Source organism: Fictibacillus gelatini DSM 15865 (assembly GCF_000430745.1).
Classification (GTDB): domain Bacteria; phylum Bacillota; class Bacilli; order Bacillales; family Fictibacillaceae; genus Fictibacillus_A; species Fictibacillus_A gelatini.
The window spans coordinates 264,950-279,934 of record NZ_AUMP01000003.1 but is presented as its reverse complement, the minus strand read 5'-3'; the positions used below and the strand labels follow the sequence as shown (position 1 = coordinate 279,934).

Annotated in this window: 12 protein-coding genes; 1 reads left to right on the top strand and 11 read right to left on the bottom strand. The window is 41.1% G+C overall.

The window, feature by feature from the left end; genetic code table 11:
• The first annotated feature begins 87 nt into the window (after positions 1–87).
• The gene (locus H538_RS23290; RefSeq protein WP_051291351.1) at positions 88–2,781 is read left to right on the top strand and encodes a transglycosylase domain-containing protein; all 2,694 of its coding nucleotides are present in this window, start codon (positions 88–90) and stop codon (positions 2,779–2,781) included.
• A 47-nt stretch (positions 2,782–2,828) separates the two neighbouring features.
• Here the strand turns inward: H538_RS23290 and H538_RS0106915 are convergent, their stop codons facing one another.
• The 11 genes from H538_RS0106915 to dinG form a co-directional block, all read right to left on the bottom strand.
• Positions 2,829–4,091 carry a dicarboxylate/amino acid:cation symporter gene (locus tag H538_RS0106915; RefSeq protein ID WP_026676987.1) on the bottom strand — a complete coding sequence of 421 codons (1,263 nt, stop codon included), beginning with the start codon at positions 4,089–4,091 and terminating at the stop codon, positions 2,829–2,831.
• A gap of 148 nt (positions 4,092–4,239) precedes the next feature.
• Positions 4,240–4,962, bottom strand: coding sequence for a response regulator (locus H538_RS0106910; protein WP_026676986.1), 723 nt, complete (start codon positions 4,960–4,962; stop codon positions 4,240–4,242).
• Positions 4,959–6,563, bottom strand: coding sequence for a DcuS/MalK family sensor histidine kinase (gene dcuS / locus H538_RS0106905; RefSeq protein WP_026676985.1), 1,605 nt, complete (start codon positions 6,561–6,563; stop codon positions 4,959–4,961). Before dcuS ends, H538_RS0106910 begins: the two co-directional genes overlap by 4 nt.
• Positions 6,564–6,658: 95 nt before the next feature.
• Positions 6,659–7,930 (bottom strand): glycosyl hydrolase family 18 protein, encoded by a 1,272-nt coding sequence (locus H538_RS0106900; RefSeq protein ID WP_026676984.1) that lies wholly within the window; start codon positions 7,928–7,930, stop codon positions 6,659–6,661.
• Between the two features lie 61 nt (positions 7,931–7,991).
• Positions 7,992–8,498 carry a YpoC family protein gene (locus H538_RS25040; protein ID WP_051291349.1) on the bottom strand — a complete coding sequence of 169 codons (507 nt, stop codon included), beginning with the start codon at positions 8,496–8,498 and terminating at the stop codon, positions 7,992–7,994.
• Positions 8,499–8,500: 2 nt separating this feature from the next.
• Positions 8,501–9,166: an endonuclease III gene (nth, locus tag H538_RS0106890; protein WP_026676983.1), complete on the bottom strand. Its 666-nt coding sequence runs from the start codon at positions 9,164–9,166 to the stop codon at positions 8,501–8,503.
• Positions 9,167–9,221: 55 nt separating this feature from the next.
• On the bottom strand, positions 9,222–9,932 hold the full coding sequence (locus H538_RS0106885; protein WP_026676982.1) for a DnaD domain-containing protein: 711 nt from the start codon (positions 9,930–9,932) through the stop codon (positions 9,222–9,224).
• Between the two features lie 76 nt (positions 9,933–10,008).
• Positions 10,009–11,301 (bottom strand): asparagine--tRNA ligase, encoded by a 1,293-nt coding sequence (gene asnS, locus H538_RS0106880; RefSeq protein WP_026676981.1) that lies wholly within the window; start codon positions 11,299–11,301, stop codon positions 10,009–10,011.
• 51 nt (positions 11,302–11,352) lie between these two features.
• Entirely contained in the window at positions 11,353–11,835 is a 483-nt protein-coding gene (locus H538_RS0106875; protein ID WP_026676980.1) for a cell wall elongation regulator TseB-like domain-containing protein, read from the bottom strand.
• A 12-nt stretch (positions 11,836–11,847) separates the two neighbouring features.
• Complete coding sequence (locus tag H538_RS25445; protein ID WP_081412597.1) at positions 11,848–12,018, bottom strand: YpmA family protein; 171 nt, start codon at positions 12,016–12,018, stop codon at positions 11,848–11,850.
• Between the two features lie 105 nt (positions 12,019–12,123).
• Positions 12,124–14,934, bottom strand: coding sequence for an ATP-dependent DNA helicase DinG (dinG, locus tag H538_RS0106865; RefSeq protein ID WP_026676979.1), 2,811 nt, complete (start codon positions 14,932–14,934; stop codon positions 12,124–12,126).
• Positions 14,935–14,985: the final 51 nt, after the last annotated feature.

The window sequence follows — 14,985 nt, the reverse complement described above, 5'->3', positions numbered from 1 at the left end:
ATTTCCAATTAAAGGGGTGTACTCAAAAAGAATGGTTGTATTTCGAATAATCATGTTGTAATAGAGAGGTTGAAAGGTTGGTATACAATGTCGAACCAATACAATAGCAGGCAAGAACGGCGCAAGGCAAATCATGCCGGTAAGCCACAAAAAAAGAAACGAAAGAAATTGGGCTTTCTTAAAATTATCGTATTAACGGTTATTACTTTGTTTGTAATCGGAGTTGCAACAGTCGGAGTTATTATTGCAAAAGCTCCTGACCTGGATCCAAAAAAATTGGAAACTCCGCAGTCTTCCCAACTGTTGGATAAAAATAATAAGCAAGTTTCCATGTTTTTCAGTGAGCAAAAACGAATAAAAACATCGATCAACGATGTCCCTGAAATCGTTCAAAATGCGTTCATCGCAACAGAAGATATCCGGTTCAGGAAACATCACGGAATTGACGTCCGAAGAATTTTCGGCGCGGCTTTGGCCAATGTGAAGGAAGGCTTCGGTTCTGAAGGAGCAAGTACGATTACCCAGCAAGTGATTAAACGGTCGTATTTAACCCCTCAGAAAACATTTACTCGCAAAATCCAGGAAGCTTATTTAGCGATTAAATTAGAACAGAAATATTCCAAAGACCAAATTTTAGAAATGTATTTAAACAAAGTATGGTTTGGTAACAATTCATCAGGTCTCGCTACTGCTGCCAAAACGTATTTTAATAAGGATGTGAAAGATTTAAATTTATCGGAAGGTGCCATTCTCGCCGCTCTTCCGAAAGCGCCGAGCTACTATGACCCTTTTAAACACCCTGAAGCGGCAGAGCAACGGCGAAATGTCGTTTTAAACCAGATGGCCAAATACCACTTCATTTCGAAAGAACAAGCGGAAAAAGCAAAAGCGATTCCGATCAAAAAAGAACTGCATCGCGGAAAAACGACCAATTCGATGCAGTATGCAGCTTACCAGGCACAAGTGCTTCAAGATTTAAAAAAGGTTGTCGGCGATGACGTTGATCCGTTTACTTCCGGGCTTAAAATTTACACGAATTTAGATACGAAAGCTCAAGAAATAACGGAAAAAGTACTCGAATCAAATGACCCTAACATTTGGACAGCGAATTCAAAAAATATTGAAGCGGGTGTTGCGATCATTGATCCGAAGACTGGTGCGATAAGAGCGATTGGAAGCGGACGGGAAGAAAATCAATTAAGCGCCCACTATGCTTCCGGCATCGAGCGCCAGCCCGGTTCAACGATTAAACCGATCCTTGACTATGGACCTGCGATTGACAACTTCCAATGGAGTACGGGGCATATTTTAAGCGATACGCCATTAACCGTAAATGGCCATGAATTCCGTAATGCCAATCGAAGCTATAGCGGGGATGTTTCGATGCGTTATGCTCTGGAATGGTCAAAAAACTTGCCAGCGATCCGGGCATACCAGGAAGTTGGACCTGAAAAAGCAAAAGACTTTGCAAGCAAATTAGGCATTAAATTAGATGAGATTTCACCTGCTTACGCCATTGGCGGCTTTAAAACAGGACTTTCTCCATTACAAATGGCCGGTGCCTATTCGGCATTTGCCAATAGTGGCGTCTATAATGAGCCGACAACGATTCGTAAAGTGGTTTTTCCTGATGGAAATGTCGTAACACCGGATAATAAACCGGTAGCGGCCATGCATGATTATACAGCTTATATGATTACCGACATGTTGAAAGACGTTGTTCAAAAAGGAACAGGAACGCTTGCAAATGTCCCTGACATTCATCTTGCCGGAAAAACCGGAACAACGAACTTCAGCGATGATTTCTTGCAAAAATACGGGCTTGGTGATGGCAGCTATGCTAACAAAGATTCGTGGATGGTTGGCTATTCCCCTTCCTATTCGACGGCCGTATGGGCAGGATATGATAATGATGTCAATAAAGGGCAGGCACAATTTTTAGACTCGCGTTCTGGACAGGATGGCATCCCGAAACGAATTTTCAAAGAAATAATGAGCCAGCTTGATCATTCGAGCGAAGACTTTAAGAAACCGAATTCGGTTGTTGAAGTTCCGCTTGAAAAAGGAACGGAAAAACGCGCAAGCGAATATACGCCTGAAGACAAAAAAACGTATGAATTATTCGTTCGCGGTCATGAACCGACAGAAGTTTCTACTAAATACGAAAAACCAGCCGGAATTGAAGGTCTAACGGCGACTTATAATAAAGACAAGAAACAAATTGAAGTAAAATGGAACTATAATGGAAAAGCTTCCTATAAATTGAGTGGAGGCATTGACGGCGCACCATTAACGGATCAAGGTACGATCAAAGACAAGCAATTCATCGTAAAAAATCCAACACCGGGCGCCAAATATACATTCCAGGTAGTAGCCGTTGATGAAAAAACCGGAAAAGAAAGCGAACCGGCACAAACATCAATAACCATACCGAAAGATGAGGACACACAGCCTGACGACAATAAAAATAATAATAATAATGGCGATAAGCAGCCTGGCCAGGGTGATCAAAACGGCCAAAATCCTCCTGATCAAGGCGGTGATAATGGCCAAACCCCACCAGATCAAGGCGACCAGGGCGGTGATCACGGGGGCGATAACGGTGATCAAGGAGGAGATCAGGGCGGCGGCAATGACCAAAATCCTGATCAGCCACCAGGAAATGGCGATCAAAATGGAGGCGATAACGGTGGAGCTTCACAACCTCCAGCAAAAGGTGATCACAGTGGCGACAAAACTAAGCCTGGTAAAGGAAATGGAGTCGATCAATTACTTCCTTAGAATAAACCCGAAGCGTTTGCTTCGGGTTTTTCTGCTTATAATAATTTCTACATCACATTTGTTTCAACATTTACTTCAATTTCCTCTTTTTTATTCGGATTGAATTCGTTTTCACTTTTTGCAATGACTATGGTTGCAATGCCATTTCCAATCATATTAATGATGGCACGTGCTTCCGACATAAACCTGTCCACTCCGAGAAGAAGCGCGAGACCTTCCATCGGGATGATCTTCATCGCACTTAAAGTTGAGGCGAGAACGATAAATCCCCCTCCAGTAACTGTTGCGGCTCCTTTTGAAGTAAGCATTAAAATGAATAGAATCGTTATTTCTTGCGTAAGGCTGAGGTCAACTCCGCTTACCTGGGCTAGAAAGACGACGGCCATTGTTAAATAGATGGAAGTTCCGTCTAAATTAAACGAATAGCCGGTCGGGAGAACTAGCCCTACTACTGACTTTGAACACCCGTACTTCTCCATTTTGTCCATCATACGAGGCAGGACAGATTCGGATGATGAAGTTCCAAGAACGATCAGCAACTCTTCTTTAATAAATTTTAAATAATTCCAGAGGCTGAACCCGTATAATTTACAAATTACATTTAACACGATAAAAACAAACAAGATCATCGTTATATAAACGGATATCATCAATTTTCCAAGCGGCAACATAGAAGATAAACCATAATTTCCGATGGTAAATGCAATCGCTCCGAAAGCCCCAACTGGCGCTACACGCATAATGATGCTGACGATCTTAAAAAACACTTTTGATATCCGATCAAACAGGTCTATAACTGGTTTTCCGAAGCTGCCAAGGGAAGCTAAAGCAAATCCGAATAAAATGGCAATAAACACGACTTGAAGAATTTCTCCCTTTGCAAAAGCATCTACCATGTTAGATGGAACGATATGGGTGACGAAATCGACGAAATTCATTTTTTCGCCTTCACTTGCAAATTGTGCGACCTGCTCTTTTCCTTTCGAAGTATCTAAATGGACACCTTCTCCAGGATTCATCAAATTTGCGATAATAAGTCCGATGGCAAGGGCAAAAGTAGTTACAATTTCAAAATAAAGAAGCGCTTTTCCTCCTACTCTTCCTACTTTTTTCATATCGCCCATTTTTCCGATCCCAAGAACGATCGTAAAAAAGATGATCGGCGCAATGATCATTTTTACCATGTTAATAAAGAGATCGCCGAGAGGCTTCATTGCTTTAGCTGCATCAGGCGCCAATAAGCCTAAAATGATTCCGACCGCAATCGCCGTCAAAACTTGAAACGTTAGATTTTTACATAGTTTTTTCAATTTGTTCTTCCTCCCTTACTGAATAAGAAATCGCTTTCAAATTCATTCCCCTTTCTGTTTTATTTATTACGTTAACTTATTTCGAATATTCCGTTAATTTTTTGTAAGTAAAAAAAGAGTTTTGTAACTAAAGTAAGCAAAAGGCGCCTTATTCAGGCACCTTTATATATCGTTCGAGCCTTTCCATATTCACTTCAATTAAACGATAGGTGGTGACTGGCCGCCCAATCGTTCCATAAGATACTTCAATCGCAACAAGTTCAATTTCTGTTAAAAATTTTAAATATTTACGGACCGATACCCGCGAAATTCCCACTTCATTGGCCAATTGTTCGGCAGAAAATCCCTTTGAGTTCATTTTCAAAATGTTGTTCACGACGAGGTGAAGCGTTTCTTTCGTCAAGCCTTTTGGCAGATTAAAAGAAATGGGTTCTTTATTTTTTTGGTAGATAAGCAGATTATCCAATTCTTCTTGACTTAATTGCTCCCGCTTGTTCATTGCTTCATATTCCTTTTGATAGATCGTCAAAGCCGATTCTAAACGTCGAAATTCAAATGGTTTAATTAAATAGTCAACCGCTCCAAGCCTCAATGCTTTTTTGACATTTTCAATATCGTTGGCAGCGGTAATGACGATGACATCGATTCCTTTTCCTTCCTTACGAATTTCTCTCAAAAGGTCCAGCCCGCTTTTTCCAGGCATAAAAACGTCCAACAATACGAGATCGATTGGATTCTGTTCGATAAATGTCCACGCCTCTGTTACATTCGATACAATCCCAGCGCAGGAAAATCCGGGTATCGCGGTTAAATATTTTTTATTTACTTCTGCTACCATCGGGTCATCTTCCACAATCAATACTTGAATCACCATGAATCATCCCTGTCTATATACGGCAAATGAACTGTAAAAATTGTCTCATTTTCCCGAGAGTTGAACATGAAAGTGCCACCTAATTTCTCAACGCTACTTTGAACTAAATACAAACCAAAGCCGCGGTCACTTCCCTTTGTTGAAAATCCTTTTTTAAAAATGTTTTCCTTTATCGTTTCATGTATCCCTTCGCCATAATCTTTGACTGAGAAAGATAATGTATCCCCATCAAAAGCAATGTCAACATTCACTTCTTTATTGGGCTGACCCTCTGCTGCCTCGATGGCATTGTCAATTAAATTTCCGAGAATCGTGATTAGTTCATTAATGATGTTTTCGTTTTTGATTTCCGGCAAAACGTTCTTTCCGGAAATTAGAAGTGTGATCGCCTGCTCGCGAGCGTAACTTATTTTGCTTAGCAAAAACCCTGCCAAAACAGGATCCTTCACAATGCGCGAAACAGCACCTATTTCCATTTGATAATGATTTGTAATTGAATGAATGTATGCTGATAATTTCTCATATTCTCCAATATGGACCATCCCCAACATGACATGCAATTTGTTCATAAATTCGTGGGTATTGACCCTTAAAGCCTCTACATATGCTTTCACGCCCGTTAATTGTTCCGCCAATTTCTTTAATTCCGTTTTATCTCTGAATGTGGCAATGCCTCCGACTACCTGGCCTTCTACTTTGATCGGCATTCGATTCACGACAAGTGATATTCCATTCAACTCATATTCTTTATCAAACTCCGAACTGCCGCTTTCTAAAAGTGCGCCGAAACGGGTTTCAGGCAAGTATTCTTCCACATTTTTATGAAGTGGGTTTTCATTGAACCCCGCTAGCTTAAACATTCGAATAGCTGCAGCATTTGCCAAAATGATTTTTCCTTCTTTATTTACTGCTAAAATACCTTCTTTAACGGATTCCAACATGGCATTTCGTTCCTGCAAAAATTTTGCAATCTCATATGGCTCCAGCCCAAACAGCACTTTTTTGATTTTTCTGGCTAACAAGAGTGCCCCGAAAATTCCAACTAAAATGCCGGTTCCTATTCCGATATCAAACATTTTCGTACTTTTTGCAATGCTTTCTTTTACATGAGTTAACATAATTCCAACCGCAACTACTCCGATTTCTTTACCCTTGGCATTATAAATAGGTTCAAAAGCCCTCATTGACTTTCCTAAGCTTCCTCTTGCCGTGGACGTGTATTCTTTACCGCGAAAGGCTCTTTCCTCATCATTGCCGACAAAATGCTTTCCAATTTTGCTTTTGTCCGGATGTGATTTTCTAATATGATCCTTGTCCATTACGACAATATAGCGAACATGCGTCAGTCGCCGGACTTCCTCGGCATATTGCTGAATCACTGATTCGTTCCGTTTCTCTTCAAGCGCCTCGATCACTAACGGAGAATGTGCGACTACCCGTGCAATATCCATCGCTTTTTCGGAAATGCTTTTTTCCGTCTTATTTGCTATATCTATTGCAGTTAATATGCCTGTTACCGTTAATGCTAAGACGACAACGGTACAGACAAAAAGCGCAATAGTCGTATTAAGGCTTATAATCGTTTTCTTTACTTTCATCAGTACCCCCTAATTTGGCCACGATGGGAGCAGTAAAAACAGGTTTGTCCATTTAAAGGGCAATCAGAAGGATCGCCTATATGATCGGCGATCCTTCATTCATGGAAACGAATCGTATACCTCTGATCAAGATAGATCCACAACACGGGATAATTAAAGGCCAAATTCCAGAAACTCGCACCTGCCAGACGATACTCATCGATAAGGTTAAATTTAGCCTCCATGCTTCTTAAATCTTCAAACCAGACGATGTGCTCTTTTTTTGACTTATCCCAGTAATGGTAAAATGGAGATTCATCCTCTTTCCTGTATTGGATGGCGGCTTTACGTCTTGTTGCAAGCCTTGTCGCCTGCATCGGGCTTAACGCTTTTGCATATGGCCCTCCGGCTACATATGGCAATGTCCAGTCATAACCGTACAGGTTAATGCCCATCAAGATTTTGTCTCTAGGAATTTCAGTAACTGCATAGTCTATTACCTTTTTAATCTCGTCTATCGGGCTCACTGCCATCGGCGGTCCACCGCTATATCCCCATTCATACGTCATTAAAATAACGTAATCAACAATTTCTCCGTGCGCTTTATAATCATGCCCTTCATACCATATTCCCTTTTGCGTGGCGGATTGTTTCGGAGCAAGGGCTGTTGAGACGATAAAGTTTTCCCGGTGCATTCGCTCTGTGATTTTTCTTAAAAAGCGGTTATAAGCTTCACGATTTTCGCCGCCGATAAATTCAAAATCAACATTCACACCCGAATAGTCTTTTTCTTTCATTATTTTTACCGTATTACTAATCACACGATTGCTAAGATCTTCATTATTTAAAATGGCGCTGGCAAGTTCCTGGCTGAATTTTCCGTTTTCAATATTGGTAATCGAAACAAGCGGCTTAACCGACGTTCTCTTTATATCTTTTAAAAAGGCGGTATCATTTAGCAGCTTTAATTCACCTTTTCGATTGACTTCATAACTAAATAGCGAAATGTAGCTTAAGGCTTTAGCGGCATTCTCGAAATTTTGGATAGAAAGTGGCGATGGCTCTGCAAACGCATTCGTTACTAAGGTTCGTTTTTCACGTTCCGGTACACGGATCACCCGGCCGACATAAAGTGCGCTATCGGTGAGTCCCGGGTTTGCCTGTCTCAATTGTTCAACAGTTACTCCAAGTTTTCCGGCAATTTTGGCGAGCGTATCCCCTTGTTGTACCCTATAGGACAGAGGCGTCAAAATGAGAATTGTTTGTCCAACCGCCAATACATCCTCTTTCTTCAGACCATTGACAGCCGCTATTTCCTGCCACGGCACTTCATAAAATTGAGACAGCTTCCATAAGGAATCACCTTTTTGAACGACATGAATTTGCATGATTCCCCCTCCTAGGTAACATCATGCTAATACTTTATGATTCAGCAACTTGTATATATGTCTATTTCAATTTCTTTCGTACCGTAGATTTCTTTTCTAGCTCAATAAAAAGTTCTGATAGTTGAATAAATGAGTGATAGTGATCGGGTTGTTCGAAAATGAACGATAGCCGTTCCTTAAGGTTCACCGGTTGAATTGGAAGCGGTTCGATCTCCTTTTCCCAACGACACAAGTTGCCCGTTAGTCTGCCATTTGCCCAGAATAACGCTTGAAGGAAAACGCTCAATTGATAAATCATCGGTTCCCTTGCCTTTTTTCGATTTCTCACCTGAAAATATTGTTTAATTATTTCAAACTCTTTGCGCCAGATTTCAAACCGGCTCTTCAATAATAGTGGGCCTCCGCCTGCTTCGACATCTTTCAGTGAGGCTGAATGGGTATGTCCGTTGGCAAGCAACAACTCTTCCAGGAATGGGATTTTTTCGCTATGCCCTTCAGCTAATTCGATGCTATTTTGCGCAAAAAAGAGTGGATGTTGATATTCGTCTGGAATAGAGAGTAGCGCCACGACTATTTCCCTTCCTTTCTCGCAATCACTTTCTTTCTTTTTTGCCCTTCTCTGCAAATCGTAAGAAGAGGACATTCAAGACATTGTGGATTTTGTGCTTTGCAATGATAGCGGCCAAAGAATATTAATCGATGATGGGTCACTCCCCACTCTGCCTCCGGCACTTTTTTCATCAACGTATGTTCGACTTCCAATACAGAATCTTTCCAGCGGCAAATGCCGAGGCGCTTTGATACCCTTTCCACATGTGTATCGACGGCGATTGCAGGGATGCCAAAGGCGACAGAAACGACGACGTTTGCCGTTTTTCTTCCAACTCCGGGAAGCTTCATTAATTCATCTCTGTCTTGCGGGATCTGTCCATCATATTCTTTGATCACCATCTCACAAAGCTTTTGGATATTCTTCGCTTTATTCCGGTATAAACCAATCGAGCGAATATCCTCTTGCAATTCTTCCAATGATACATTTAAATAATCCTGTGGAGTTTTATATTTCGCGAATAACTTCGGAGTCACTTTATTGACAAGCGCATCCGTACATTGTGCGGATAATAGGACGGCAATAGTTAATTCAAACGGATTGCTATGATGAAGTTCACAATGAGCATCCGGGAACATTTTGCCGATTTCCTCCAGGCAATATGAAATTTGCGATCGGTTTAACATTGTTACCTCCATGTTGATAAATATAAGTAAAAGGCGAGAAAGAGTCTCGCCTTTTTTACTGCTCAAGCCAGTTATACAGCGGTATCGAAATCTCGTGTTCGCTTTTTGTTACAGCTTGCTTGCTTTTATACGTGCGGTTTTGCTTTGCTCTGAATCTCTCACCATACGTCCTTGCTTCTTCAGGTGTCCGGACATTATTTTTCTTCCACTCAAACAAAATGCGGTCGATATAGCGGAAATTTAGCTTGCCGGATAAAACCGCCTCTTTTAATGCTGTCAAAATCATATCGGCATCATGCCCATCCTGGTCGATCCATATTTTCAATGTTTCGCATTCCATCGGTGAAAGCGGTCTTCCAAATTCCCGCTCAAAAGACGTATATACACTTTCTTCAAGCACCTGGCGATTTTTCATCTCATGTTTAGCTTCTTCACTCATAAGAACGTGGGACAATTTATTCCATAGGGGCAGAAGCGAGTACGATTCGCTTCTTATGCCTTTATCCTCTACTTCATGAATTTCCAAAAAACCTTTTTGAATGAACCCTCTTAAATAACGGATACATGCCTCGCTTGATAGGCTCATGCGGTTTGAGAGTTCTTCAGGTGTAGGAAAAGGCGTTCCAGATTCGATAAACGTATAAACATGGAGAAGGAGCATGCATTCTTCATCCTTTAAACCGAGGGTGCGGTAATAACGCAATAATACTTTCGGGATGGATATGGTCCCTTCTAACATCCATTTTTCAAACCATTCATTCTTCATTTTTCGACACCCCCTCCTTCTATTATTATAACATGAAAAAGCATAAAAACCTCCAGAAGAGTGGAGGTTTTTATGATCATGGATACAATCGATTTAATAGGCGAGGGAATGGGATCGTTTCCCGAACGTGCTCGACCCCTGAAATCCAGGCGACCGTTCTTTCCAGTCCCAGGCCAAATCCGGAGTGCGGCACACTGCCATATTTGCGAAGATCAAGATACCAATTATAGGCATCTGCCGTTAAACCGTGTTCTTCATACCGTTTTTCCATTAAGTCAAGATCGTCGATGCGCTGGCTTCCACCGATAATTTCGCCATAGCCTTCAGGGGCAATTAAATCGGCACATAAGACGACATCTTCTCTCGTCGGATCTGGCTTCATGTAAAACGCTTTAATGTCTTTCGGATAATGCGTAATGAATACTGGTTTATCAAAGCTTTCGGCAATGGCTGTTTCATGAGGGGCCCCAAAGTCTTCGCCCCATTCAATATCGTCAAAGCCTTTTTCCTTTAGCATTTCGATCGCCTGATCATACGTAATGCGCGGGAATGGTGCTTTTACGTTTTCAAGTTTGCTTATATCACGTCCAAGTACCTCAAGCTCTATCTGGCAACGTTTTAAAACAGATTGAACAACATGGCTTACGAATTGCTCTTGAATTTCAAGTGATTCCTCATGTTCAACAAATGCCATCTCAGGCTCAATCATCCAAAATTCAATTAAATGACGGCGTGTTTTCGATTTTTCCGCACGGAATGTCGGTCCGAATGAAAATACCTTTCCGAGCGCCATTGCGGCCGCTTCCATATAAAGCTGTCCGCTTTGTGATAAGTAGGCATCTTCATCAAAATATTTTGTATGGAAAAGCGTTGTCGTTCCTTCTGCTGAACTTCCAGTTAAAATTGGCGGATCCACCTTAACAAATCCGTTTTCATAAAAAAATTCATAGATGGCATGAATGATTTCATTACGTATTTTCATGATGGCATGCTGACGCTTGGAACGGAGCCATAAATGGCGGTGATCCATTAAAAATTCCGTCCCATGCTCTTTCGGTGTAATCGGATAGTCAACAGATTCGTGGATGACTTCTAAATCTGTAATTAGTAGTTCTACACCAAGTTTTGAACGGTTGTCTTCCTGGACCGTTCCTGTCACCCATAAGCTCGTTTCCTGTGTTAACCCTTTCGCCTGTGACCATAATTCTTCAGGAACATCGTTTTTTAAGACAACGCCCTGGACGAATCCCGTTCCGTCCCTTAATTGAAGAAAAGCAATTTTACCGCTGGACCGTTTGTTATGAAGCCAGGCGCCGATCGTAACAGTTTCGCCAATATGTTTTTGCAATTGAGATATTGTTGTTTTCACTTAAATGCCCTCCTACCTCGTTTTTGCTGCAGCTAAATGTGCTAATATGCTTTAAATGTCCTGTTTAATGCTATATTTTTTATAACGGCTTCCGTTTTCAAAGTAACCGTCATAAAACGTATATCGATTGTTTGAATCAATATAGACAACTTCCCAGATCGGGTGATCATTATCCATCCCTAAACGAATATCGATAATCTTTTTAGGGTTTAAATTCCGCCTTGTATAGGCTAACATTTCTTTCTTTGAAAGACCTGAAGATTTAGTTTCCGAATACGTATTACCTTTTTCATCAACCCATACAATGATGCTTTTGTGAGCTTTATTTTTGCCTTCTACGACAAAGTAAGCTTTATTTCCATAATAGGGTTCACCGCTCTGAACTTTAACAAGATTATACCTTTCTTTCGCGATTTTAACTGCTTTATTTCTCGATCCGTTTTTTCCCGCTTGAATCGTTTCATATAAAGAGATCGATTGCCATATTACAAGAACAACTACCATAAAGAAAACGATCAACAACCATTTTTTCATTTAAAACCACCATTATGTCCGGTAAATTGTAAATACCACTTTATTATGATCTTCCTCATCAAGAGCTAAGCCAAACATTAAGTCCTCATGCTTTAACGTTTTGTTTAATACAGTGACTAGCTTGTACAGATCGTCCGATTTATTGATTTTAACTGTGGAAAGAATTTGTATTTTACTTTCCATGTCCTTCCCCCTAAACTATGTATGCAACTTCGCCAAACCATTTAAATAACGGGAACCGGCTATTCCGCCGATTCCTGTTATCTTCTATTTCTAACCCTACTATACCTATTGTAACCAGTCTTTTAGTTCTGTCAATAATTCATGCATCGGTGCTTGATGAACGGGCAACGGCGGTAAAGACGTAATAAATAACCTGCCGTAGCGCGTCTCTGTAATTCTTCGATCAAAGACAAAAACGGCGCCCGAATCACGTTCAGTACGAACAAGCCTGCCGAAACCTTGCTTAAACCGGATAATGGCTTGAGGGAGAGATAGCTCCATAAATGGATTTCCGCCTTCTTTTCGTAGCCGTTCACTTCTTGCAGCGATGACCGGATTGTCCGGCGGGGTGAAAGGTAATCGGATAATGACGAGGCATGATAGATCATCGCCCGGAATATCGATTCCTTCCCAAAAACTTGACGTCCCAAATAAAATGGATTGCTCAAATCGCTTAAAGTTTTTCGTTAACCGCGCCCGGCTTCCACCATCGATTCCTTGTGCAATGAGCATAAACTCTTCATGTTGGATCAAGTCTTTAAAAACAGCATGAGTTTCTTTCAACATTTCATACGATGTAAATAATACGAGCATACGCCCTTTCGTAATGGTTGCGATACTTTTCAGCCGATGGGCAATAGTAGTAACGAACGTTTTTTGGCTAACATCGTTGATCATTGGAATATCGGTCGGAATAAGAAATTTAACCTGGCTGTCATAGGCAAATGGTGATGGCAAGCTGGCAGTAATCGGGCTGAAATCCGAAAGCCCCAGCCGGTTTACCATATATTGAAATGAGTTTTTCACAGACAAGGTCGCTGATGTTAAAATGACGCTATTTTTCTTTTTGAAAAACTCATCTGCTAAAATATCGTTTACTTCAATCGGTTTCGAGAAAAGATAGGCCGCATTTTTTGCCCCTTTTGCATCTGCTTCGAGCCAGAAGACTTCATTTTCATTCATGCCGGTTAAAAGATGAATAAGCTTGTTCGTTTCATCTTCAAGCGCGCTCTTCAAACCGTCAAAATCAACAAGAATCCCTTTTTGTGAGAACGTTAAATGCTCTTCCTTATCATTGATCTTTTTACTCGTTTGTTTAAGAACTTTTAAAAGTCCGCTTAAACCTGAATGAACCCGATTGACTACTTCTAACAGGGTTTCCCATGCCTTTTCTTTTAATACCGATTGATCATACCGATAGCTTGCTCTCCCGAAGTCATTCGCTTTATCTTTTCGCTTTTCCAGCACAAACGTACGAATAAGCCGGAATAATTCATCAAGCTCAAACTGCAAGTCATTCACACGATCGCCAATCTCAGAAAGCGCCCGTTCCACTTCCGGTAATTCAACCGTTTCCGTCATTATTTTTAACTTTTTCATCGTCCCGCTCTCCACGTCAGATCCGATTCGCTCCAAAAGACGATGAAAGGCAAAATAGTCGGTGTTAAGGCCAAAATGGTCGCTGACAACTTCTTCGACATGATGGGCTTCATCAATAATCGCTTCTTTATATGACGGAAGGAGCTGGGACTCCGCTCGCAAATCCGTAAAAAGAAGGGCGTGATTCGTGATGACAATGTCGGATTCAAGTGCTTTTCTTTTTTTTCGGTGATAAAAGCACTTTGTAAACCACGGACATCGGTGATTTAAACATGATCCGGCATCGCTTTTTACTTGTTGCCAGAATAGCTTTCCGCCTGATGCTAAATTTAACTCCTCGATATCCCCGTCTTCACTTTCCGTCAACCATACGAGAAGCTGGGCTTTCGTTAAATTCGTGTCATAATTATCTTCATATGAATCATCTAAGCTTTGTTCGAACTTCCGTAAACAAAGATAGTTGTTTCTTCCCTTTAATACAGTCGCCTCAAACGAAAATGGCATGATTTTTTTTAAAATCGGGATGTCCCTCTCCATTAATTGTTGCTGCAATTGAATGGTATGTGTGCTAACGACGATGGGACGGTCCTCTCGTTTTCCAAAAAGGAGAGAAGGGATTAAATAGCCGAGTGATTTGCCGACACCCGTACCTGCTTCAATCATTGCGTGCTCCCGGTTATTAAGTGAATGCTCAATCAAATCCATCATTTTCAACTGACTGTCCCGTGCCTCATAATGTTCCATTTGAGATGACAGTTTTTCCACGAGCGCCCCTGCTGTTGTATCAACATGTGCAATCGAATCATCTTCTTGCTCGGTCTCATAGGATTTTTTTAAGACAAGCTGCCGGTAAAAGTCGAGATCATTTTCATCATCTTCTAAGTTCCGAGATTTCTCTTTGATCAGTTCACCGACAATTTCTTCTAACCCGCTCTGCATTTTTTTTAAGAAAGGTTCAATCCGCTGCAGTGTCAGTAGCGGCAACTTTTCTAACTTTTTTAGCAAATAGCAAAGAAGGCCTGCCGTTACTTCCGCATCGCTATCCGCCTGATGCGGATTATCATGTTCTAAGCCAAGATGTTCTGCAAGCTGGCCCAATTGGTACCCGTCGACATTTAACATGAGCAGTCTTGATAGCTCTACCGTATCTAGCAAAGGTCCATTAAATGTTTGATAGCCGCTATTTGTTAACTCTTCTTGCAAAAAGGACAAATCGAATAAAACATTATGAGCAACAAAATAGGCTCCTTCAAGCATCGTTAACAATTTTGGAGCAACTTCCTCAAAAGAAGGGGCGTCTTTTACCATTTTGTCATCAATGCCCGTTAATTGTTCAATAAATGGAGGAATGGGCACTTTCGGATTAATAAATGTGGAAAAACGTTCAATGATTGTATGTTGCTCAACAACAACCGCACCGATTTGAATAATGCGATCTCCTTTACTCGGCGAGTTCCCCGTTGTTTCAACATCAATTACAACATAGCGGTTGTTCATTTCATCACCTCTTTTCTTAAACGGAAATAGATTCGTCAAAAAAGGGGGTTA

Bases quoted from the DNA above. Each gene is read 5' to 3' on its own strand.
- H538_RS23290 (WP_051291351.1), top strand. From the start codon at position 88: ATGTCGAACCAATACAATAGCAGGCAAGAACGGCGCAAGGCAAATCAT.
- dcuS (WP_026676985.1), bottom strand. From the start codon at position 6,563: ATGAAAGTAAAGAAAACGATTATAAGCCTTAATACGACTATTGCGCTT.
- H538_RS0106900 (WP_026676984.1), bottom strand. From the start codon at position 7,930: ATGCAAATTCATGTCGTTCAAAAAGGTGATTCCTTATGGAAGCTGTCT.
- nth (WP_026676983.1), bottom strand. From the start codon at position 9,166: ATGTTAAACCGATCGCAAATTTCATATTGCCTGGAGGAAATCGGCAAA.
- H538_RS0106885 (WP_026676982.1), bottom strand. From the start codon at position 9,932: ATGAAGAATGAATGGTTTGAAAAATGGATGTTAGAAGGGACCATATCC.
- H538_RS0106875 (WP_026676980.1), bottom strand. From the start codon at position 11,835: ATGAAAAAATGGTTGTTGATCGTTTTCTTTATGGTAGTTGTTCTTGTA.
- H538_RS25445 (WP_081412597.1), bottom strand. From the start codon at position 12,018: ATGGAAAGTAAAATACAAATTCTTTCCACAGTTAAAATCAATAAATCG.
- dinG (WP_026676979.1), bottom strand. From the start codon at position 14,934: ATGAACAACCGCTATGTTGTAATTGATGTTGAAACAACGGGGAACTCG.